Below are 23,929 nucleotides of genomic sequence, written 5' to 3'. Positions count from 1 at the left end.
ATATCAGAAAAAGGGAGCTGAATCTATCAGCTCCCTTTTTCTTGAACAATTAGTTAAGTTTTCAAAGTAATATAAATTTGAAATTAGAGTAGTGGCATAGAGACAGACGTGCAATCTTGGACAAAGAATGATTAAGCTTCAGTTACTCCTACTATTTTTTGAGCTTTCGCCTCGATCCGATTAAAAGACATGTATGCAATCTTCATCATGATAAACCCTAACAAACTGATAGAGAAAAAAGGTACGATTGCTGGTAAAAACGCAAACAAAATATAATAACCATATAATCCTGCTATTACAAGCAATACGAACCCAGGATTAATGGCTCCTACAATTGCCGCATATTTAAAATATTGACGGAGTGGTACATCATAATGAACATAGACTGGAAAAATAAATAGTAATATAACGATGTAAATGATTGTTATAACCAAGAGTATTAAACCCAGCGTATAATATAAGGCTCCAGTCAATGTTTGAAGAAAAATGAAATCAATATACAGAATACAACCGACCAAAAGCAGTGTAAATCCGATTACATTTGCTTTAACGAATTCTAACTTGTAAGCACTCCAAAACACACGAAACATAGGGATATCAGTCTCTTGCTTCATCCACCTTCTTAAAATTATAAAGAGGGCAACAGTAGCTGGAAATAATCCGAAAACTACTAACCCTACTAAACTAAAAACAATCCACAATAAGTTAAGATAGGCAAATCGCATTACCCATTGACATGCCCTATACAATGCCCAAGAAAAGCCAGTCATCTCCATGTCCCCCCTGCTGTATATATGAAACTATTCATGTCTCCCTATGCCGTATTATACAATGGAAATCCCTATTATACCTTATTATTTAAGCAATTTGGTAGATAGCAATAATAAATCTATGATTTTACAAATATTGTTTTAATAGAAGTAAAAAATTCAATAGCTGCCTGCCCCTGCTCTCTAGAATGAGAGCTCGACTGTTTCATCCCACCAAATGGAGCTTGTAATTCAACTCCTGCTGTTTCTGCGTTAATTCTGACAAGTCCAGCATCAACATTCTCTACAAATTTCAACATTGCTCCAATTTTCTCAGTGTAAATGGATGCACTTAGTCCATACTCCACATCATTAGCTAGATTAAATGCTTCGTCAAGTTCGTCAAAAGTAATAATGGTTATGACCGGACCAAAAATTTCATCTTGGGCGATACTCATTTGGCTGCTAACCTCATCGAAAATAGTCGGTTCCACAAAGTAACCTTTTTCATAATCACCCGTTACTAATCTATTTCCACCGTAAATAAGCTTAGCACCTTCTTGTTTTCCTTGTTCGATAAACTGTAACACTGTTTCCATTTGTGCCTCTGAAGAACATGGCCCCATCCAAATTCCATCTTGTAATCCATCACCAATTTTCAATTCTTTTACTTCTGTTAGTAACTTATCTACAAATCTGTCTTTCACACTATTGTGAACAATAACACGACTTGTTGCTGTACATTTTTGTCCAGTAGAGCGGAAGGCTGCACTTATTGTACCTTCAACGGCCTTTTCAAGGTCTGCATCAGCTGTAACAATGGTTGGATTCTTCCCACCCATTTCTAGTTGATATTTTGCTCCACGAGCAAGTGCTCCTTGACCAATTCTTTTCCCTGTTGTATCAGAGCCAGTAAACGTAATTCCTGAAATGTCAGGATGGTCCACGATCCCTTGGCCGATCTCACTTCCAGACCCTATTACCATACTAATGACACCTTGTGGAAGACCAGCTTCATGGAAGCAATCAATTACTTTAGCTGCCGTAACTCCTGTTTCTGTTGCTGGCTTTAGAACAACAGTATTTCCATAAATTAATGCAGGAGCCATCTTCCAAATTGGAATGGCAACTGGAAAGTTCCAAGGGGTTATGACACCCACAACGCCTAAAGGAACTCTTGTAGTATACATAAACGCCTCACTATCAGTAGAAGGAATCACATCTCCAACTTTTCTCATCCCTTCCCCTGCATAATAACGAAGAATGGCTACCCCTCTAGCCGTCTCTCCTTTTGCTTCTAGTAATGTTTTCCCCATTTCTTTCGTCATTGTTTCAGCTATGTCTTCAGTTCTACTTTCTAATACATCTGCAACTTTATATAAAAATTGCCCTCTAGCCGCTCCAGACAACTTTCTCCATAGATCTTTAGCCTTTGTTGCTGCAGCAACTGCTTCCTCTAAATCCTCTTTATTGGACAATTGTAAATAACCAACCAATTCATTATTTGCTGGATTATAACTAGCTTTTGTCTCCCCTGAATTAGAAGCTTTCCAATGTCCATTAATATAATTTAAATATCAAAAAGTAGGTCCTATTCTCCAAATTCCAAAATCATGTTGCTTCAACACTTCAGCCTTCGTTTTCTTTCCTAAACAAGTTGCTTCTATTTCCTCCATGATACGATCTCCAACCTGGTCAACCGTCTCTACTCCTTCGATAATGGTCCCAGCATTAATATCTATATTTTCTGACATTCTCTCAAATATCCCTGTATTTGTAGCAATCTTTAGCACCGGAACGATAGGTGACCCTGTTGGCGTCCCTCTACCACTTGTAAATAAGATCACTTGGGCACCACCAGCTGCCATTCCTGTCAATTGCTCAATATCCTGACCGGGCGTATCCATCCAGACTAATCCTTTTTTACTCGGTTTTTCTGCATAGTTAACTAGCTCCTGAAGTGGTCTAGTTCCAGCTTTTGTTGCAGCACCTAACGACTTTTCCTCAAGGGAACTGAGTCCTCCTTTAATATTTCCTGGACTAGGATTTCCAGTTCTTATATCAACACCTGCCAGTAACGCTCTGTTTTCCATTGCATTGATTACTTCATACACACGCTTTGAAACTTGATCATCGATAGCCCTTTCTGCAAGTAAATGCTCTGCACCAATCAACTCAGTAGTTTCAGCTAAAATGGCTGTTCCTCCAAGGTCGACGATAGTGTCACTTACTTTCCCTACTGCAGGATTAGCCGATAGCCCTGAGCAAGCATCCGAACCTCCACACTCAGTACCAATTATTAGCTCACTAAAATCAAAAGGGACTCTCTGTTGAGCTGATGCATCTTGCACCATTTTCGCCGCTATCTTAGCTCCTTCCGCAATCGTTGAAAGAGTTCCTCCATGATCTTGAATCGAGACAACTTCAACAGGTTTACCAGTTTTTTTCAATTCCCCTGCAACACTTCTAGCTTGGTGTGTTTCACACCCTAACCCTAATACAACTACTCCATAAACATTCGGGTTACTGCCCATTCCAACGTATGTGCGAAATGTCTGATCATAATCGTCTCCAACCTGTGCACAGCCATGCTGATGAATCAATGTAACCGTACCATCTACCAGCTCTGTAATTCGTTGTGCTGTTTGAGTAGCACATGTAATAGTCGGTAAAATAAGCACGTGATTTCTTATTCCAATCTGCCCATCAGGTCGTCTATACCCCAATAAGTAATCAACTTTATCATTTGACAACCTTATCACCTCTTCCTCGTTTGCCATCTAAATTGTGAACATGGACATGCTCTCCAGGAGTAATATCTTGATTAGCAACACCTATGACTTCTCCATACTTCAATATATCTTCGCCTTTTTTTATTTGAACAACTGCAAACTTATGTCCAAAGTCCACCTGATTTTTTAATTTGATCAAAAATTCCTCATCTTCACAAACTACTTTTACAGTTGAACTAGCCGCAATATCAGAGAGTGCAACAGCTACATTATCCTTTACACTCATCATAATCGTCTTAAAGTTATCATTTTTCATAAACTTATCCCCTCATAAAAACACTAATTGTTCATGACAACTCATACATGATGTAGATCGTTTGCTATTAATATGAATAAAGCTATCAATTAAACCGAATGTCACAACTCACCTTTGTAAGCGCTCTCTATTATTTGACGAATATCACTAGCAGTTGTTAATCTTGGGTTAATTAATACATTCCCACTTCTCATAGAATCGTCTACTAGTTTATCAATCGCATCAAGGTCCACACCTAATTCTTTAATATTCAAAGGGATATTTAACGAACGATTTAATCTTATAACAGCTTCAATTGCTTTTTCTCCAGCTTCCAAATCATTTAATCCTGAAGTATCAGATTCTAAGCACCTAGCTATATCAGCCATTTCTTTTGGACAGGCAGGAAGATTAAACTTCATAACAAATGGTAATAATGTTGCATTGGCTATACCATGTGGAATATCAAATACACCACCTAGTGTATGCGAAATGGCATGGACATTACCTAATCGTGATTGTGTAAAAGCTGCTCCTGCTAGCATAGAGGCTACTAACATATTTTCACGACTTTCAAGGTCAGTAGCAACGTAATAGGCCTTTTCAATATTTTCACCTATCATCTTTAAACTTTGCACTGCAAAAGCTTTACTCACAGGTGTTGCGGTTTTAGAAGTATAGGATTCAATTGCATGAGTCAACGCATCCATTCCTGTTGAAGAAGTAATATGTTGTGGCAATCCCACGGTTAGTTCAGCATCTAATACAGCAAAATTAGGAAAAAGGTATGGACTAATAATTGCAGTTTTAAAATGAGTTTCAGAATTTGTTATAATCGTAGCTGACGTTACTTCGCTTCCAGTACCAGATGTTGTAGGTATCACTGTTAATGGGAGACCTTCATTAGGTATTTTCCCGACCCCTTCATAATCTAAAATATCACCCTCATTTCTTGCCATCACTGCTATGGCTTTTGCAGTATCAATACTACTTCCTCCTCCAACAGCTAAAACGTGGTCAAAATGATCTAGTTTCAGTCGATTGAGTCCGTCCTTTACACTCTTTGAAGTAGGATTAGGTACGATGTTATCAAAAACTTCATATTGAATTTTTGCACCTTCTAGTGAATGTTCAATTCCATTTAAAATGCCTGCACTTCTAATTCCTTGATCGGTTATAAGGAACACTTTTTTTGCTCCTTTTGATTCTAAGAAACTGCCAATCTCTTTGGATAACCCTATACCGTTTTCCACTGAAGTCGGAATATAATAATTGAACACTTCGATCACCCTCTTAGTTATTATAAAAACTAGTTTATAAGTCCATTGGTCGCAAATTAATTGGTCAACCAATCAATCAAAAAATATAATGTTCTTCTCAATAATACGTATTAAATTATAGCTCCTTATTCAAGGAGCCATTTCAATCAGCCTTAAATATTTTTTTATTTTCTAACTCTACTACTTCTAAAAGTCTTTTGGTAGCATCCTGTAAATGTTCCTCCATGGCAATAATGGCTGCTTTTTCATCTCGTTTTGCAACCGCTTCATAAACCTTCAAGTGATCGCTATAGGAAAAACTAGTTTCACCGGCCGATTCAATAACATGTTTGATCCAAGATCTAAGTAATGATTGAAGGCTTGTTAATATGCCTTTAAGAGCTGTATTTTTTGCCATTTCCGCAAGCTTCAAATGAAATGCTATATCTATTTCCACAAAATCTTCAATTGTAGACACTCTTAATCTTTCAAGAATCTCCCATAATTCTTTTATTTCTTCATCTGTACATCTTCTAGCAGCAAGCTTTACAACGGCTAATTCTATTTCTTGCCTTGACTCAATGATATCTCTTACTCGTTGTTCACCTAATAAAATCCCCCATTCAATTGATTCTATAAGAAGACTTGCATCTGGTTTTTTTAAGTATGTTCCATTACCAGGCTTAATTTCAAGTACGCCTAAAACAGCTAATACTTTTGTTGCTTCACGGATCGCTGAACGACCAACACCTAACGCATCTTGCAATTGGCGTTCAGTAGGTAACTTATCACCTGGTTTTATACTTCCAGAAAAAATATACTCTAAAAGGCTTTTAGTTAAATCAACAACGATAGAGTTTTTTTGAATTGGTTCAAATTTAAATTCACTTGTCATCTGGCTTCGTCCCTTGTTTGTTAATTTTTGAATGCCCTAGGGTATTTTTTGTGGAAAGATCTTAGTGAAGGGGAAGCTACTTACGAAGAAATGTTCGAAAGTAGCTTCCTTTAGGCTAGTAAGCTCCTTACCTAACCTAGACGATTTAAAGTCCCATCTTCCTCCATCCCTAGTGCATCGTAATGTTCTTTACGTACTCGCTGGTCTGCCTCTAAGATGGCTTTAGCAAATGTCAGTACTTGTTCTGCTTTATCTCTCGGGATAACTAATACCCCATCATCATCAGCACATACAACATCTCCAGGATGTACGGTTACACCTGCACAATGTACGGGCACCTGAACACTGTCACTTTTCATTCTTCCTGATACGTGATGAAACGTTCGTTTTGTTGAGAAAACATTCGCCTCTTCCAGATTGCACTCAAAGGAATCTCGGCATCCGCCATCGACAACTGCCCCTACAACACCCCATAACTTATACTTCATGATGTTCTCTGATCCAATGATCCCACCTGGGTAACCACCCATATCAAAGACTAACACACTATCTGTCACATCTTCTTTTTGCATCGGACCCATAAACGAACCGTAAATATCATGACAGTACTTATTATTAATTTCTAAATATTCTTCCACTGAACTACATGGCTCAAATGTTTCATCCGCTTGAGCTAATTTCACCGTCCAAGCAAATCCTGCAAACTGAATTCCTGGACGAATCGGGCGCATGTCTGTAGACATAGATCCTTTATTAACTAATCCTAGGGCATCCATTCCATCGGATAAATCAGCTAATCGTACTTTTCTTATTTCCTCAATTAGTTCTTTATCTGTCATTGACATATATATTCCTCCTTTAGATTAACCACAATAAATTAGCAAGTCAAGACCTCTAACTGTTAGGATAGTCGGTTAATTTATCCTAACCGGTTCAATGTCGCATCTTCCTCCATCCCTAGTGCATCGTAATGTTCTTTACGTACTCGCTGGTCTGCCTCTAAGATGGCTTTAGCAAATGTCAGTACTTGCTCTGCTTTATCTCTCGGGATAACTAATACCCCATCATCATCAGCACATACAACATCTCCAGGATATACGTTTACACCTGCACAATGAACGGGTACTTGAACACTGTCACTTTTCATTCTTCCTGAAACATGATGAAACGTTCGCTTTGTTGAGAAAACATTTGCCTCTTCAAGATTGCACTCAAAGGAATCTCGACATCCGCCATCAACAACGGCCCCTACAACACCCCACAGCTTATACTTCATAATATTCTCTGATCCAATAATCCCACCTGGGTAACCACCCATATCAAAGACCAACACACTATCTGTCACATCTTCTTTTTGCATTGGACCCATAAACGAACCGTAAATATCGTGACAATACTTATTATTAATCTCTAAATATTCTTCCACCGTGCTACATGGCTCAAATGTCTCATCAGCACGAGCTAACTTCACTGTCCAAGCGAAGCCTGCAAAATTAATACCCGGACGAATCGGACGCATATCTGTAGACATTGATCCTTTATTGACTAATCCTAGGGCATCCATCCCATCGGATAAATCAGCTAATCGTACTTTTCTTATTTCCTCAATTAATTCCTTATCTGTCATTGTCATGTTTGTTCCTCCTAAATATCTTTTTTACTTTGTTTTATTAGTTTTTTTCAGTTAAATAGACAACACCATGATCATTTTTCACACGATGAATATCTAAATCTTTCATCTCTGCAAGGATAACTTCAGCTAAGAAAAGGACCTCAGTGCCTTCTTCTAAATGCCCCACATAATTACCTTCTTTGTCTTGAGCAACGATATGAAGATGTGGTTCTCCATCAATTACGTTCCCTGATAATGAGCCAAGTTCAATAGGTCCATTTCCTTGAATCGTTAGAAATACGTCTTCAGATGTTGGTCCCATACTTGTCGGTAAGTGATACACTAATTTTTGCATGGAGCCAACTGCACCAAATAGAACTGCGTTTTTTATACCCTCTTCAGCTAAACGATCTCGAATGCTTTCTAGCAACAGATCTCCTTTAGACAAATTAATAACGATAGGACGACCAAATTCTTTTCCCAAAAATACATTTTTACTCATAATGAAAACCTCCAAAAAAATATTATTTATGTTTTATGAATAGAAAAAGAAGTTTGACTTCTTCTATTAGAAATTTCCTTGTTCTATAATCTGTGTAAATTCATTACAAAGTCCAACCACCGTCTACTACAATCACTTGCCCTGTAACAAAATCTCCTCCATCAATGATAGCTAAGGTCATATCTGCTACATCCTCAGGACTGGCAACCCTGTCTAGCAGAGTTCCATCTCTATATTGATCCACGTGCTCATTTTGACCATCCACCCAACGTGTTGTAACAACACCAGGTGCAATAGAGTTCACTCTAACATTTGGAGCTAATACTCTAGCAAGAGACTTAGTGACACTTATTCCCGCAGCTTTTGACGCTGCATATGCAATTGAGCTTCCATTTCCATTAATCCCTGCAATGGACGTGATATTTATAATACAGCCATTATTTTTTTTGAGATCTTGGGCGCATACACGACTCATGTAGAACATTCCTTTGACATTCACATTAAAGGCATTGTCCCAATATTCATCTATCAATCCATCTAAATCATTCAAAGGGACAAAATTGGTTGTTCCTGCATTATTGACTAAAATATCAACTCCCCCAAACTCCTTAAGAGCTTCTTGGTACAATCTCTCAACATCTGCTTGATTCGAAACATCTGCTTGACAAGCGATAGATTTAGCTCCTACTTTTTCAAGCTCAGCTAACGTCTTCTCCGCTTCGTCCCTACTTTTAGAATAGTTAATTACAATGTTTGCTCCTAAACTACCTAATTTCATTGCAATGGCTTTGCCAATCCCCGTACTTCCACCTGTTATAAGAGCTGTTTTTCCTCTTACTTGCATTTTTCACCCTCCTTCCACACATCAACCAATTTATGTTTAATTAACTATTTTATACCAGTTGTAGCAATTCCTTCGATAAGATACTTTTGGAAAGCAATAAAGAAAATAAAGATTGGAATGATTGATAGAATAGCCATTGCAAACATTGGCCCCCACATAGATTCACCCATTCCATCTAAGAATGCTCTTAACGCAAGTGTTACAGTCCAATTAGAAGGACTACTAAGGTAAATATATTGACTAAAGAAATCATTCCAAGTCCAGATGAATGTGAAAATGGACGTAGTCACTAGCGCAGGTGTCATTAAAGGTAAAACAATCTTTGAGAAGATCCTCACTGGACCGCACCCATCAACGCGCGCTGCATTATCCAACTCAGTAGGAATTCCACGTATAAATTGCACCATGAGGAAGATAAAGAACGCTTCTACACCTAAAAATTTAGGAACAATTAAAGGAAGAAACGTATCAACCCACCCTAAACTATTAAAAATAATATATTGAGGGATTAATACTACATGGAAAGGTAACATAATCGACCCTAACATAATGGCAAATAATAGTTTTTTATACGAAAATTGAAGTCTTGCAAACGCGTAAGCTGCCATTGAACAAGAAAGTAAGTTACCTAAGATACTTAAACCTACAATGATGAATGAGTTAATATAAAATGTAGAAAACGTAAAACCTGAAAGTCCACTCCACCCAGTACTGTAATGTTCAAACGTAATTTCAGAAGGCCATAGACCAATTTCGCTGAAGATTAAATTAGTTGGTCTTATTGAACTCACGAGCATCCATAGAACTGGATATAACATGACAAAGGCACCTAAAGAAAGAAGGATAACTTTCATAATTTGTCGACTTTTACTTTTATTTTCCATAATGCACCTCCTTACTCGCCGTAAAATACCCATTTTTTAGCTGATAAAAATAACAATCCAGTAAACGCTGCAATAATAACTAGTAGCACCCAAGCTAAGGCTGAAGCATATCCCATTTGGAATTCAGTAAATGCTTTAATATATAAGTAGAGCGTATAAAAAAGTGTTGAATCCATCGCTCCACCTGTTGCTCCACCAACGATATAGGCAGGTGTAAAAGCTTGGAACGCTCCAATTAGTTGCATGACAATATTAAAGAAGATAATAGGTGTTAAAAGTGGAATCGTTATTTTAAACAACCTTACCCAACGATTTGCACCATCAATCTCAGCAGATTCATATAATTCTGTTGGTATTTGTTTTAGACCCGCTAAGAAGATAACCATTGGTGCTCCAAACTGCCATACTAGTAATGCAATTAATGTATACACAGCGAATGAAGGATCAGCTATCCAACTATTTGGACCAAATCCAAAAATGCCGATAATATCATTGAAGATCCCTTCATACCCAAAGATTTGGCGCCATAAAATCGCAATTGCTACACTAGGTCCTAATAAAGAAGGAATATAGTATATAGCTCTAAAACCGGATAAACCCTTGATGCCACGATTTAAAATAGTGGCTAACGTAAAAGCCATAATTAATTGTAAGGGTACTCCGATAAATACATAAGTAATCGTGACTTTTAGCGATTGAACAAACCTACCATCAGATGTGAACATGTGAATATAGTTCGAAAATCCAATCCAATCTGGAGACTGGAACATGTTGTAATTAGTAAAGGAAAAATACAATGATGCTAGCATTGGAATTATTCCTAAAACAATTGCTCCTATAAGCCACGGCCCTAAAAAGATAATTGCTATTTTGTTTCTACTCCATGTTGTTTCTCTCACAATTAAGTCACCGCCTCTACTTTCAACTAGTGAGGGAAGCAGGGACGAACGTGTTGTTTCGTCCCTTTCCCGTTTTTAATCAGCAAGAATACCCTCAGCTTCTTTGAAAAACGCTTCTACTGCGTCTTCAACTGAAACCTGACCAAAAGCAACAGCTTCTGAGTGTCGTGTGTATGCAGATAAAATACTTGCAGAACCTTCTGGACGCATGTTTGTTACAGGAATATCTCCGACAACCCAATCGAAGTGCTCAAATGCTTGAACATTCATTGGTTGTAAATTAACTGATAAGTGATCTCGAACTTCTGCTGTACCAGGGATTCCATTTTCAGCTGCATAGATTTCAGTTGCTCGAAGATCGTTTACAAACCAATTGATTAACTTTGCTGCTTCTTCTTTATGTTCAGTATCTTTATTCATTAAAATCGCAGGAACTTGTAGTTGCTCTCCACCTTGATTAACCCCATCAGCCATCAAAGGAAAGCGTGTAATACTTAATTCAGCATCAGGCATGAAACCTTGGAACATTTGCGCTCTATTTGTTGGTCTGTCAAGGAATATAGCTTTTTCTTGAGCAAATAATGTACTTTCCTCTGGGATCCCAACTTGTTCAGCACTGATATGCGCTGGAGGAAGTGCACCCATGTCTCTTAATTCACTCCAATATGTCCAATAATCAGCTAAATCTTCTTTTGTAAAACCTAGAGTAGTCCCATCCTCACTGATGAATGAACCACCTCGTTGTACTGCCCAAATTTCAATAGCATGCTCCGTAGTAGTTGGGTCGTTGATAACAAATTCACCATCTGGGAGAGCATCAACAACTTTCTGTGAAAACGCTTTAAATTCTTCGTACGTAATATCTCCACCCGGTGGCTCTAATCCTAAGCTTTTAATTTTAGACTCATTTGTAAGAAAAGCTTGCATTGTGACACCTTTAGCTAACCCGTATAAATTTCCATTATACTTTCCTGCATCAATAACAGAGTCATCCCAAGAATCTAAATCTATAATTCCACTATCCACAAATTCATCCAACGGATAGGCAATATCTCTACTTAAGTACTCACTTCCAAAAAGCTGAAGGTGTAGACCGAAAATATCAGGAGCATTTCCGCCAGCAGCTTGAGTTGATAATCTAGTAAAATAGTCTCCCCAGCTTGCTGGTTCTCTTATGATTTTCACATGTGGATTTTGCTCCTCATATATATCTAGCATTTCATTGTATTTAGCATCACGCTCTGGTGTACCCCACCAAGCAAAACGAAATTCAACTTCCTCTTCGCCTACAACACCATCAGTAACATTTGATTCCCCTTGATCATTTTGACTTTCATCGGTACTAACTTCTTCATTTCCACCACAGGCTACAAGAATTAGCAATAAACTCATGAGTAATAAAGTACATTTCATCATTTTAATCATCGTACTAACCCCTCTCATTTTGTAAAGCGTTTTCATTTCATTGCAATGTATACTCTAGCTAACTCTCGCTACACTTATGTAGAGTGCCACCTCCTTCTTAGAATAAATTTAATATTTTTGAAAAAAGGGATATTTAAATAACGAAGGCAAGCATTATTGCTAAAACAGTTTAAATTTCTATTAGATTATGTAACAAGATAAATATTTCAACATATCAATACACCAACATGTAAATTGGTTGACCTTTAATTGGTCGACCTTCAATTGGTTGACCTTTAAATGTATTGTATAGTCTACCTTTGTACTTTGTCAACAATAATCTGAAAATTTATATTTTAAATTATTTATTTAGTCTCTTTTAGTACATCATGTGCACTGTAAAAGAAATTTCGGCATTTAACGAGGCACGCGGGGACGGTAATATAGATAAAAGTATTCATAAAACGACTTTTTCACCAGTCTTGATCCGTCCCCTTGCATCCCTTGTCCCGAAAACTTTTAGCCCCAGACTTTTATATAATTATTGCCTGCTTGCAAATTAGCAAGTGGTCCTAACACACTCTTTTCTTGCCTTTGCTTTCCTAATAAATCCTTATCCAAGATTACTTCGCTTCCATCTGGATTTTCAAATTCTGCATCAACAATAAGTGTTCTTTCTAGAGTTTTGGTAGATTGAATTTCTCCAAGTAATGACTCAAAATCTTCTGGAAGCCCAATAGAAAGATAAACTTCATTTCCTTCTTCGATAATTTTTAATTCTGGATTAAAGTTATCCGCTACAGCGCTTTCACTTTCTCTTTCAAACGATTCTGCACCATTATAGTATGCATTACAATTAATATATACCGGTTGCTCAACTTGATGGAATGTACGATGGTCACCACCTTCTTGATCCACTGTCTCGATGTATTCCTCAAGTGAAGTTGTATAACCTCTATAGTGAGCAGTACCAACATATTCATTTGTTATCTCCGAAGGGGTTTCTGCATAGGAACCAGCTACATTAATAGAATCATCGCCAATAAAGATATTATTATAGAATCGATCATCGCCACCATACACAGGAGCAAAGCCAGCTACCTCCGTACTATGTGGTACATGATATGGTGTTGCACGATCAAGCATTTTGCGTTGAATCATTTTCCCTCGAATTAGATTATTAATATAAGCTCCACCTTGAGCATGGTTATCTAACGCATAGTCTGCAGTTAAAATATTGTTATCAACAATATATGGACCACTACTAACTTCAACAAACAAGTCACGGTTATTTCTATAAAACAGATTCCTGCTCACTTTTGTACCTTGTGTCTGCCAATCTAACCATGTTCCTAGCGAGCAGTCATGAATACGATTGTCATGAATTTGAACGTCAATTGCTGCGTGTAATTTAATGCCCGCAATCTCATGTCCATAAAACTCACGCTTTAGTGCAATATTGTAAATGTGGTTATTATAAATTTCACTGAATACGCAACCTAGATGACCTACCACACCATTTTGACCACAATCATAGATTGTGTTATTTCGGATAATATGGGAACCAATTTTTTCTTTACTCCAACCAATTTGTCTAGCAGAAAAGACTGACTCTAGCTGATATTGATAGCCTGGCTTATCTTTGCGAATACTGCGATCGTTATGACCCGTTGAAGCTTCTTTACCAATACTGATTGCACTACATTTTGCATCATGGATAATATTATCCTCGATAATCCATCCTTTACTCCAATTAGGCCCTATTAATCCTGGTTGATCAGCTGTTGGCGGAGTCCATGGAGTTGCCGCCTGAGCCATTTCAAAACCTCTAACCGTAATATAATTGATACCAATTTGTTCTGGATAAAAACAAGCTTTACGTACATTGATCTCTACTACTTCTTCATTAGGATTTGCTCCGTGAAAATTAGCATAGATGGTTGTTTTGTTATCATCTACTTCTGTATACCAAACATATTTTGTTTGTTCTTGGTTATGGACAGGAACAACTGTCTTTGTCCAGTGGTCTAACACTTCTGTTTTTACTTCTGGATCTTTTAACTGTTCAAAAGTTTCCGCCTCATAAAAGGACATGCTATTTAAATAAACATCACCTAGGTGTCTTCCAGGGTTATACACAACCCAGTCCCCGAAAATCTCTTCTTTGTATGGATTAAAATCTCCGAAAAATTCATTTCGTAATTCAACTTTCCAGACAGTTCCTTCGACCTGTTCCCAATCTTGAATTTGCTCTGAGCCTTTAATGACAACTTTTTCACCTTCAGCTGCCTGATATGTAATTCTTCTATACTCACTTAATCCTGCAAACTTTGGTTTCACCCATTCCCGATATTCTCCTTCATGGACAATAACAGTATCTCCTGCTTGAGCAATAGAAGCCGCCTTATTGATTGTCAAGAATGGATTCTGTTTTGTTCCCTCTGCATGATCCGAACCATTTTTTGCTACATGATATTCAAATGCCATTATACTTCCTCCTTTTAATATTAGAACTAGCTTCATTATAGGAGAAAAATTCAGTTTAGTTCTATTCAAAATATAGTATAATGTAAGACAATATTAGTGTTTGTTTTAAGGGGGCGAAGCCAGTGGGTTTTTTTGAACATCACGGAGTTGAAGAAAAAGAATTCTTTCGCTCTTCTAATCTAGTTAATTTCACCTTTCCTCTTCACTTTCACAGAGCTTATGAACTCATTATTATTAATGAAGGAGAATTACTAGTAAGTATTGACCAAAAAGATTATGTAATGAACAAAAATGATATCGCATTCATTTTTAATAACCAAATGCATGAATTTAAAACCTTGGATCATTCCAATATTTCCATCGTTATCTTTTCACCTGAATTAATTGGAGATTTTTTTATGAAATATAAGGGGTATATCCCAGAAAATAATGTGATTCACTTAAGGAAAGCGTTCGATTTAAATAATCTAGACTCTATTTATAGACAGAAAAGTTTCCTGTATGATATTTGCGGTACATTGGTCGATAATACTAAATTTCTTCCCGTAGAACACTCAACAAAAACGGAAATATTACATAAAATTCTCCTTTATGTCGATAGGAATTATAATGAGGATTGTACGCTTAAAGTTATAGCTAAACAATTACAATACGATTATACCTACCTGTCTAAACTTTTTGTACAAATGACAAATATGAGCTTTACTGAATACTTGAATCAATATCGAACTTCCCAAGCCTGTTATCTATTAAAAAATAGTTATCAATCGATTAGTGAGATAGCTATGAATTGCGGTTATAATAACCTTAGGTCATTCAATCGTAATTTCAAAAAAATCACAAGCCATTCACCTAAAAAGTTTAGAGAATTAGCCTAGGGAAATTAGCTTGAATTTATAAGTTAACTCTTCGATTAAAAATCAGGACCTAGTTCATAGGAATGCAAATGTTGTTTATTTTAATAACCCAGATTTCATCCACAAAAAAGAGGTTATGTCACTAAGAAGAAGCAACATTACAAGACAAGCAAGACACGAGGTTGAAGTAAGCACAAAAAGAATCGACTGGAAGAAGAAAAAAATGAACGGACTAAAAAATAGGTTAATTACTATAGGCAAAGGCTCTTTAAAGTCCTCGCCCTTTTAAACTTACCACCACCCTTATGCCAAGGGTGTTTTTTTATGATTTCAAGGTCACTTCTACAGCAAAAACACTCTTAAATTTCAAAAAACTAAAAAACTGTCACTGACGTTCACTGAGCTTCACTGACCTTCACTGAGCTATCTAACCGGTACTAACCTCCACTCAGCCGCTTTGGGGAATATACTGAAGCACTGCTAAAATAAAATTATTCTAATCTTACTGGAGGAATGCACTTTGGCTAAAGATCAAATTCGCATAGTTGATACAGATATACACGAACGTGTTCAATACAAGGATATCCTAGAATACCTTGATGAACCTTTTAAACATTACATTACGAATTGCAATTGGATTCAAGAAAAACATATGCCCTATACCCAACCGGCTGTAGCAGGTGTAGACCGGGCTGACGCTATTCTTCCTGACGGCCGTCCTGCCGGATCAGATCTGCCGTTTATGCAAAAACAGTTACTGGACGATATCGGCCATGAGTACGGTATTTTAACAAGTGCCTTAGATCCGTCTCCTTCATCCATGCATGGTTGGTATGAAATGGCAACAGCATTAGCCACAGCCTATAATGATTGGCAAATTGCTGAGTGGTTAGAAAAAGACGACCGTTTATATGGGTCCGTGCATATCGCTGCCCAAGACCGCGACGCAGCTATTAAAGAGATTGAAAGAGTCGGTCCCCACCCAAAAATGGTACAAGTTTTGCTTCCGATTGATGATATTATGTGGGGCGATCCATACTATCATCCGATATTTGAAGCCGCGCAAAAACATAATTTAATGATCGGCATGCACCATAATGAACCCCCTGTTTATTACGGAAAATGGCCTAGATACTTTATTGAGTGGCATACATTAATCCCTACGGCCCATATGAAACAAGTAACCAATATGATTTTCAATGGGGTATTTGATAAGTTTCCTAATCTAGGTCTCATGATGATTGAGGGTGGATTTACTTGGGTACCGCATATCATGTGGAAAATGGATCAGCAATACCGTGACCTGCGTCATGAAGTACCTTGGTTAAAAAGAAAACCGAGTGATATTTTCAAAGACCAAATTCGAGTTACCACCCAACCAGCCGAAGAGCTTACTAAAAAAGAGTTTATGTCTCTTATTGAACAAATGGGCTCAGATGAAATACTATGCTTTTCAACGGACTACCCTCACTGGGATTATGACTCGCCAACACGTGCACTGCCGAATATGGACCTAGACCTAAAAAAGAAAATTTTCGCAGAGAACGCAAAAGCGTTTTATCCAAAACTGCCGAATTCGCAGGAGGGTTAAACATGAAAGAACAAATTGTATGTAAAACAACAGATTTAGAGCCCGGGCAAATGATGGAATCTTTTTTCGGAAAACATAATGTCTTGATTTGCCGTACGCTAGACGGTGAATTTTATGCCTTTTTAAATCAATGTACCCACCAGGGTGCTAAGCTTCATACTGGCATGATTTGCGGTGCAACGACTGATAAAAGTAAGCCAGGAGACTACCACTACTGTCGTGAGGGCGAAATTATCCGTTGCCCATGGCATGGCAGAGAATTCGATATTAAAGACGAGGGTAGAATGTTAGCCAGCACTAACAAAAAACTACCTAACTATAAAGTACGCGTAGAAAATGAAGATGTAATAGTCTACAAATAAAGAATCAAAAAAAGGTGAAATTCTATGAATCAATCTAAAAACGCAGTTGACGTAATTATAATTGGAGCCGGTCCTGCCGGTTTATTCTCTGCCTTCTATGGAGGTATGCGCGAAATGTCTGTTAAAGTGATTGACAGCCTCCCGCAAGTCGGCGGACAGCTAATGGCATTATATCCAGAAAAATACATTTATGATGTTGCCGGATTTCCAAAGATATTAGCAAAAGACTTAGTCAATCGACTAGAAGAGCAAGCAAAGCAGTTCGCCCCTGACATATGCCTTGAAGAAAACGTTCAATATGTTGAAAAACTAGATGAGCAGCTTTTTAAAATAACCACAACGAAAGACGTTCACTATACCAAAACAGTGGTTATAACTAGCGGGGCTGGCGCCTTCCAACCTCGCCGTCTTAAGCACCCCGAGGCTGGTAAATACGAAGGAAATAACCTGTTGTACTCAGTTACGGACCTTCAATCATTCCAAGGCAAAAAAGTGTGTGTAGCAGGCGGAGGTGACTCAGCAGTCGATTGGGCGCTTATGTTAGAACCAATCGCAGATGAAGTCTCACTCGTCCATCGTAGAGATGTGTTTAGAGCACATGAACACAGTGTAGATCTATTAAGAAAATCAAAGGTCCAAACCAAAACCCCTATGGTAATCGACGATATAAACGGCCAAGATGGGCTGATCAAACAGGTCGTCATTAAAGAGAAGAAAGGAAATAGATCCGAGACATTAGAAATAGACACTTTAATCGTTAACCATGGCTTTCTTTCAGACATTGGCGCGATTAAAGAGTGGGGATTACAACTTGAGAAAAATGCAATCGTAGTAAATGAGAAGATGGAAACCAATATCCCAGGAATTTATGCAGCCGGTGATATTGCGACACATGCTGGTAAAGTAAAACTAATTGCATCGGGATTTGGCGAAGCCCCTATCGTCATAAGCCAAGCGAAGCATTATATCGACCCAAATGTGAAAGTGCAGCCTCCTCATAGTACAAGCGTGCTAGGCGGCGCATAATACCAGCTTTCATTTACAGTCTTTAGAAGGAGGAAAAAAACTATATGAAAGCAAAACAAATGTTCATAAATGGAGAATGGCTTGATGCGATTCATGGCCAAACACGTGACATTATTAACCCATTCAATCAAGAAGTCATTGCGACTGTAGCAGAAGGCGATCAATTAGATGCAAAAGCTGCGATAGCCGCAGCTAGAAAAGCATTCGATCAAGGCGACTGGGCTATCACACCTGCTAAGGAGCGAGGGGCAATCGTTCGGAGAATTGCTGAGCTAATTGAAAGAGATAAAGAGGAATTAGCGAATCTTGAATCCTTAGATACGGGCAAAACAGTCGAAGAAAGCCGTGTTGATATGGATGATATCGCCGGAGTTTTTCGTTATTATGCAGAGTTAGCTGATAAAGACGGCGGGGAAATGATTGATTCCCCGATACCAAACACCGTAAGTAAGGTCGTACGTGAGCCTGTTGGTGTTTGCGGGCAAATCACACCGTGGAACTATCCCTTATTGCAAGCATCATGGAAACTAGCACCCGCATTAGCGACCGGCAACACTCTCATTATGAAGCCAAGTGAAATAACTCCTCTTACGACCATTAAAGTGTTCGAATTAATGGAAGAATCCGGAGTACCGGCCGGAGTTGCGAACCTCGTACTAGGCCCTGGCCATACAATAGGTGCAGAACTATCCGATCATAAAGATGTAGATTTAATTTCTTTCACGGGAGGACTTGAAACCGGCAAGAAAATTATGCAATCTGCCAGTGTAAATGTAAAAAAAATTGCCCTTGAACTAGGCGGAAAAAACCCTAATGTCGTCTTTGCTGATGCAGATTTTGAAACGGCAATAGATCAAGCAATGAACGCTGTATTTTTTCATGCAGGACAAATTTGCTCAGCCGGAACAAGGCTTATTATCGAAGAAACCATTCATGATAGATTTGTCAATGCTTTAGCAGATCGTGTGAAGAATATTAAATTGGGCAGCGGTTTTGATGAAAAGACTCAAATGGGTCCGTTAATCTCTGCTGAGCATTTAGCAAAGGTCGAAAATTATGTTGAAACAGGCAAAAAAGAAGGAGCGAAGGTTATCGTTGGCGGGAAACGCCCAGAAGACCCTGAACTCCAAAATGGATTCTTTTATTTACCAACTATTTTCACAGATTGTACAACCGACATGAACATTGTACAAGATGAGGCTTTCGGGCCAATTATTACAGTTGAAACTTTCACAACAGAAAACGAAGCTATCCAACTAGCTAACGACTCCATCTACGGTCTTGCCGGCGGTGTATGGTCAAATGATATTGCTAAAGCCGAGCGTTGCGCAGCAAAAATGCGCATGGGAACTGTTTGGATTAACGATTTTAATCTATACTTCCCTCATGCACCATGGGGCGGTTATAAACAGTCTGGTATTGGCCGTGAGTTAGGGAAGCTTGGTTTAGAAGAATACACAGAAACAAAACATATTTTACACAATTTAAAACCAGAACCTATTAACTGGTTTTAAGTAAAGCTATTATGAAAGGGGATGTCCCAACAAAAGACCTAATTAGGTGTTCATTCTAATTAGATCTTTTTTGCGTTTTTGTATATTAAAAACCAGCTGAAAGTTAGCTAAAAAAGGCGACCTTTTTAGGCCCCCTTTTTTATACACTAAATTCTAACCTTTTCCCTAACCTCTTCTTCCTTCATCAATTGTTTCACCCTTTGATCAATTCGCTCGATCTCTATTGATGCATTTCTCCACCAGTTCCGGCTCCAAATCCGTTCAATGGTCCATCCTCGATTTTCAAGGAAGAGTTGACGGTACACATCTCGTTCTTTTGCATTTTTGGCGCTATGATACATCGCACCATCACACTCGACTCCAAGAATATAGCGATGAGGATCGTTCGGATGAATGATCGCTAAGTCGATGCGATAGCCTGACATCCCGACTTGGGTGTCAACCTTGTATCCTAAATGAAGCAGCTGTTTGTATACTTGTTCTTCAAATGGCGAATCAAAACTTACATCGGTCTGTTTTGTTCGAGTATTGGAGCTGTCCCTCACATCATTAACCACCGCTTTGATTTGATCGTGATCTATTTGCGAGACGGCTCTTACGTATTGCAAATAAGATTTTAGTATTCTTGGGCCGATATGAGCTGTACTCGCTACATTTAATTCTTCTGGTTCGACACTAGAAACTACAATAATCCCTTCTTTTGCACGCGTAACAGCAACATTCAAACGATTTTCACCGCCTTGTTGATTTAACATCCCGAAACGATTATAGATTCTTCCTTCCTCATTTTTCGCATAACCAATGGAAAAGAGAATCACATCACGTTCATCCCCTTGGACATTTTCGATATTCTTCACAAAAATACGTTCATCTAATTCCTTGCTCATCACTTGATTATATAGCATCTGAAACTCTCGATCATCTTGTACTTTTTTATCAATGATATCTAAAATTTTATCTTGTTGTTTAGCATTGAATGTGATCACACCAAGGGTTTTATTCGGATCTTTAATTAGCAATTGTTTGATTTTCTCGACAACTGCTTGTGCTTCGATTTCATTTGACTGATTGACCCATAGTCCATCGACTTTCTTCCATTGTAAAGCGGGTGGTTCTCGTAATGGTTCAACATTTGGTGCAATTTGCACTTGCCCTTGATAAAAGGCATGGTTTGAAAAGTTAATTAAATCCTCATATTTGGAACGATAATGCCATTGGAGGATTTTTTCTGGAAAGCGACGTTTAGCCAGGTTTAATAAACTTTGCGAATCATCGATGTCGTACTCCTCTTCATCTTCGTCACCAGACACGGAACTTTGGAACATACTAAATGGAGGAAGCTGTTTCTCATCGCCTGCAACAATCACTTGTTTTGCACGATAAATCGCTGCAATGCTGCTTTCCACTGTACATTGAGATGCTTCATCAAAAATGACGAGATCAAATAATCCTTCCTCAAGTGGGAAGATCGATGAAACGGTTTCTGGGGACGTTAGCCAAACGGGCAGCACATCCAACAGTCCATCGTGTGCAAATTCTTTAATCACTTTACGTAGTGGCCAGATTCTTCTTTTCTTCGTCACTTGATGGTTAAGTTCTTTTACACGTCTTCCTTTCTCCGCCTTTACATGCAGCGTTGCTTCACTTAACTCATGGCGCAAGAATTTCTTGGCAACTTCCCTCTTCTCATCAATCCCCTTTGCAAACAATTCGCGAATTCGCTCAAATTCATTAGTTGAGATTTTCTTCACATCAGGATGATTCGTTTCCACTTGATCGATCCAATGAATAAACGTCGAGTTTCGGACGAGCTCTATCCAAACTTCCGGCAATGATGACGTATCGGTCAATTGTTTCTCTTTCAGCTTTTCAACGACTCTTTTTACTAATTCCGTACTATTTTCTAAATAAGAATCCATTTGTCGTAAATCTTCAAAGTCTTGATGGATATACTCCAAAATCTTATCAAGCTCTTCTATTGGAATATCGCCTTCAGACACTCGTTGTTTCATCTGATCGACAACGTCCTCATCGATATAGGTTTTTAGCTTCTCAATTTGTTTCGCCATTGCTTGTGTCTCATTCGAAAGCTCATACATGATTTTTAAGCCTTCGCGAATCGTAAGCCATTCAGTTGAAGAAACTCCTTTAAACTTTTGACCGTTTAATAGTTCCTCAATGATTTGTTTGCCTGTAAACGACGTCCACCACCAAAGGCGCAAACCTTGAAGGGTTCGCTTATTTTCAGGGTCTAGGTCTCCATAAATTTTCCCGAGTTTATCATTTACGAGCCACGTATATGCTGGTGTAATCTTTTCATGATTGAGTGTGTTCAAATACTCTACAGATGACTGCGCCTTTGTCAGTACATCTTGTATTGTCTCGACTACATTTAACTTATCCTTCATTTCCATGAAAGCAAATGACTTTCTCATTTTGAGTGGATAATCATCTTTTCCAAAGCGTTCATACCATTCACCGTACGTATACACGGCAGCAAGAGTTTCCTCTAAAGCCGTTTTGTTGAACTTCTGTAGAATGTCGCTAACATCTAACAAATGAGCCATACCTTCCATCGGTTTTGCCTGCCCGTAAAGGTCGTATAATCGATAACCAAAATCTTGGTATTCAAATAACGTCGTTGAAATCGAATTTAGCAATGCTTCTTGAGAAGCAATTCTCTCAGACAATTCCTGTAGCTCTTGACCTGCTTGATTAAATAACAATTCTGGCTGATTCAATAGCTGTTCAATCTGTCCATAGAGCGCCTTGCGATCATGTTTTTCATCATGAATAAGTGCACTATGCTGAGCAAGAGTCAGGCTTTCTAAGCGTTGATAGATCACATCAAGAGCGGCACGCTTTTGACAGACAACGAGCACCTTCTTTTTGTGATGAAGGGCATCTGTAATGAGATTGACAATCACTTGTGACTTACCTGTTCCTGGTGGTCCATGCACGACTAAGCCTTTCTGATAACGCGCCTCATCTAATATTTCTTCTTGTGAACCATCTGTCTGCATTAAAAAAAGTTTATCTTGCTCTTTAACTACCGAACCAGCGAGTCGGTCCCTTTCATTTTCTTCAGAAGGTAATAATGAGGAATCGACGTTGTCATCAGTCGGATCGATGAGTTCCTGTGCCAACGCTAAATCGTCTTCTTCATTTAATTGAATCATCTGGTCGTAATCTTTAACGATCGCCGAACCACCTTGAGGAAAATTACCAATCACCGCATGCTTCAATAGTGTTACGTTCACCTCGTTAGGAATCTCTTCGCGCCTGAACTCCCTTAAGCGAGTAATTTCCCCTTCTTGCACTTGTATTTCTGGAAACACACCTACTAACAATTCCTTCCATTGCGTAAAATCATGAGTGGTTGCGATTTCACTTAACCCATCTAACCAGTCCTCCGAAAAGGTCATGCTATTTACCTTTCTTAATGCCAGAAACAACGTACGGTTGATTTGCGGTTCATCATCAGAGTGTTTTAAGAGCCATTTTTGTTGAATCACTCGATCCTTTTCTAATCGAATAGGATATAAAAACAAGGGAGCTTGAAAAAAGGTGCCATCAACCATCGTCCCTTGAATAAATGGGTATCCTAAGTAAAAATCATAGACTCCTGTTTCATCCTCGATGGCTTTCATATTCCGAAATAAATCCGTCACTTTTCTAGATAGTAACAAAGAATCATCGTCATTTATGTTTACTGTAAAAAGTGGAATGTCACTTGTTGAATTAATAAGAACGTTAGTGACGACACTTTCTGATATTCCAGCTTCAATTTTGCGGTCTAATTCCGTTACATCCAAACTCCATTTGTTATATAATTTCAGCAATCGAATCGAACGGTTCCGCTTACTAATATCATTTAACTTATCTCGCATATGGACCAATGTATCTTTCATATTTAACCCCTTTCTTCGTGTCTTATGTCATAAACTATATGTAAACAAACGGAAATTATATTTACTTTTCGACTAATCGTAATTACATAATTTTAACAAAGACAAG

The 23,929-nt window shown here is 38.2% G+C and carries 20 protein-coding genes; 5 read left to right on the top strand and 15 right to left on the bottom strand.

Annotated features, from left to right (window positions below; translation table 11 throughout):
- Nucleotides 1-131 precede the first annotated feature (131 nt).
- From AC1FXP_RS12945 to AC1FXP_RS12880, 14 genes are all read right to left on the bottom strand, one after another.
- A complete protein-coding gene (locus AC1FXP_RS12945; RefSeq protein ID WP_480061987.1) occupies nt 132-770 on the bottom strand; it encodes a YesL family protein in 639 nt (212 codons plus the stop codon).
- A 119-nt stretch (nt 771-889) separates the two neighbouring features.
- Nucleotides 890-2,314, bottom strand: a complete 1,425-nt coding sequence (gene gucD / locus AC1FXP_RS12940; RefSeq protein WP_480062065.1) for an alpha-ketoglutaric semialdehyde dehydrogenase GucD — start codon at nt 2,312-2,314, stop codon at nt 890-892.
- A 12-nt stretch (nt 2,315-2,326) separates the two neighbouring features.
- Nucleotides 2,327-3,502: a UxaA family hydrolase gene (locus AC1FXP_RS12935; RefSeq protein ID WP_480061985.1), complete on the bottom strand. Its 1,176-nt coding sequence runs from the start codon at nt 3,500-3,502 to the stop codon at nt 2,327-2,329.
- On the bottom strand, nt 3,492-3,797 hold the full coding sequence (locus AC1FXP_RS12930) for a UxaA family hydrolase (protein ID WP_480061983.1): 306 nt from the start codon (nt 3,795-3,797) through the stop codon (nt 3,492-3,494). The genes AC1FXP_RS12935 and AC1FXP_RS12930 overlap by 11 nt, the downstream gene beginning before the upstream one ends.
- A 101-nt stretch (nt 3,798-3,898) precedes the next feature.
- A complete protein-coding gene (locus tag AC1FXP_RS12925; protein WP_480061981.1) occupies nt 3,899-5,056 on the bottom strand; it encodes an iron-containing alcohol dehydrogenase in 1,158 nt (385 codons plus the stop codon).
- Between the two features lie 142 nt (nt 5,057-5,198).
- The gene (locus AC1FXP_RS12920; protein WP_480061979.1) at nt 5,199-5,930 is read right to left on the bottom strand and encodes a FadR/GntR family transcriptional regulator; all 732 of its coding nucleotides are present in this window, start codon (nt 5,928-5,930) and stop codon (nt 5,199-5,201) included.
- A 131-nt stretch (nt 5,931-6,061) separates the two neighbouring features.
- Complete coding sequence (locus tag AC1FXP_RS12915; RefSeq protein ID WP_480061977.1) at nt 6,062-6,775, bottom strand: RraA family protein; 714 nt, start codon at nt 6,773-6,775, stop codon at nt 6,062-6,064.
- 74 nt (nt 6,776-6,849) lie between these two features.
- The gene (locus AC1FXP_RS12910; RefSeq protein ID WP_480061975.1) at nt 6,850-7,563 is read right to left on the bottom strand and encodes an RraA family protein; all 714 of its coding nucleotides are present in this window, start codon (nt 7,561-7,563) and stop codon (nt 6,850-6,852) included.
- 37 nt (nt 7,564-7,600) lie between these two features.
- Nucleotides 7,601-8,044 carry a PPC domain-containing DNA-binding protein gene (locus tag AC1FXP_RS12905; RefSeq protein WP_480061973.1) on the bottom strand — a complete coding sequence of 148 codons (444 nt, stop codon included), beginning with the start codon at nt 8,042-8,044 and terminating at the stop codon, nt 7,601-7,603.
- 103 nt (nt 8,045-8,147) lie between these two features.
- Nucleotides 8,148-8,888: an SDR family NAD(P)-dependent oxidoreductase gene (locus AC1FXP_RS12900; protein ID WP_480061971.1), complete on the bottom strand. Its 741-nt coding sequence runs from the start codon at nt 8,886-8,888 to the stop codon at nt 8,148-8,150.
- A gap of 44 nt (nt 8,889-8,932) precedes the next feature.
- Nucleotides 8,933-9,772: a carbohydrate ABC transporter permease gene (locus AC1FXP_RS12895; RefSeq protein ID WP_480061969.1), complete on the bottom strand. Its 840-nt coding sequence runs from the start codon at nt 9,770-9,772 to the stop codon at nt 8,933-8,935.
- 11 nt (nt 9,773-9,783) lie between these two features.
- Nucleotides 9,784-10,671 carry a carbohydrate ABC transporter permease gene (locus AC1FXP_RS12890; protein WP_480061967.1) on the bottom strand — a complete coding sequence of 296 codons (888 nt, stop codon included), beginning with the start codon at nt 10,669-10,671 and terminating at the stop codon, nt 9,784-9,786.
- Between the two features lie 75 nt (nt 10,672-10,746).
- Entirely contained in the window at nt 10,747-12,096 is a 1,350-nt protein-coding gene (locus AC1FXP_RS12885; RefSeq protein WP_480061965.1) for an ABC transporter substrate-binding protein, read from the bottom strand.
- A gap of 498 nt (nt 12,097-12,594) precedes the next feature.
- Nucleotides 12,595-14,562 carry a right-handed parallel beta-helix repeat-containing protein gene (locus AC1FXP_RS12880; protein ID WP_480061963.1) on the bottom strand — a complete coding sequence of 656 codons (1,968 nt, stop codon included), beginning with the start codon at nt 14,560-14,562 and terminating at the stop codon, nt 12,595-12,597.
- A gap of 122 nt (nt 14,563-14,684) precedes the next feature.
- Here AC1FXP_RS12880 and AC1FXP_RS12875 point away from each other — a divergent pair, with 122 nt between their 5' ends.
- The 5 genes from AC1FXP_RS12875 (at nt 14,685) to betB (ending at nt 19,912) form a co-directional block, all read left to right on the top strand.
- Complete coding sequence (locus AC1FXP_RS12875) at nt 14,685-15,440, top strand: AraC family transcriptional regulator (RefSeq protein WP_480061961.1); 756 nt, start codon at nt 14,685-14,687, stop codon at nt 15,438-15,440.
- Nucleotides 15,441-15,939: 499 nt separating this feature from the next.
- Nucleotides 15,940-17,010: an amidohydrolase family protein gene (locus AC1FXP_RS12870; protein ID WP_480061959.1), complete on the top strand. Its 1,071-nt coding sequence runs from the start codon at nt 15,940-15,942 to the stop codon at nt 17,008-17,010.
- A 2-nt stretch (nt 17,011-17,012) separates the two neighbouring features.
- On the top strand, nt 17,013-17,372 hold the full coding sequence (locus AC1FXP_RS12865; protein WP_480061957.1) for a Rieske (2Fe-2S) protein: 360 nt from the start codon (nt 17,013-17,015) through the stop codon (nt 17,370-17,372).
- 24 nt (nt 17,373-17,396) lie between these two features.
- Nucleotides 17,397-18,398: an NAD(P)/FAD-dependent oxidoreductase gene (locus tag AC1FXP_RS12860; RefSeq protein ID WP_480061955.1), complete on the top strand. Its 1,002-nt coding sequence runs from the start codon at nt 17,397-17,399 to the stop codon at nt 18,396-18,398.
- 44 nt (nt 18,399-18,442) lie between these two features.
- Nucleotides 18,443-19,912, top strand: coding sequence for a betaine-aldehyde dehydrogenase (gene betB, locus AC1FXP_RS12855; protein WP_480061953.1), 1,470 nt, complete (start codon nt 18,443-18,445; stop codon nt 19,910-19,912).
- Between the two features lie 146 nt (nt 19,913-20,058).
- Here the strand turns inward: betB and AC1FXP_RS12850 are convergent, their stop codons facing one another.
- On the bottom strand, nt 20,059-23,823 hold the full coding sequence (locus AC1FXP_RS12850) for an AAA domain-containing protein (RefSeq protein WP_480061951.1): 3,765 nt from the start codon (nt 23,821-23,823) through the stop codon (nt 20,059-20,061).
- Nucleotides 23,824-23,929 lie beyond the last annotated feature (106 nt).

This window comes from Halalkalibacter sp. HAAS-P013, assembly GCF_056619925.1.
Note: the sequence above shows the minus strand (reverse complement) of the source record. Positions and strands in the feature narration are given on the sequence as shown.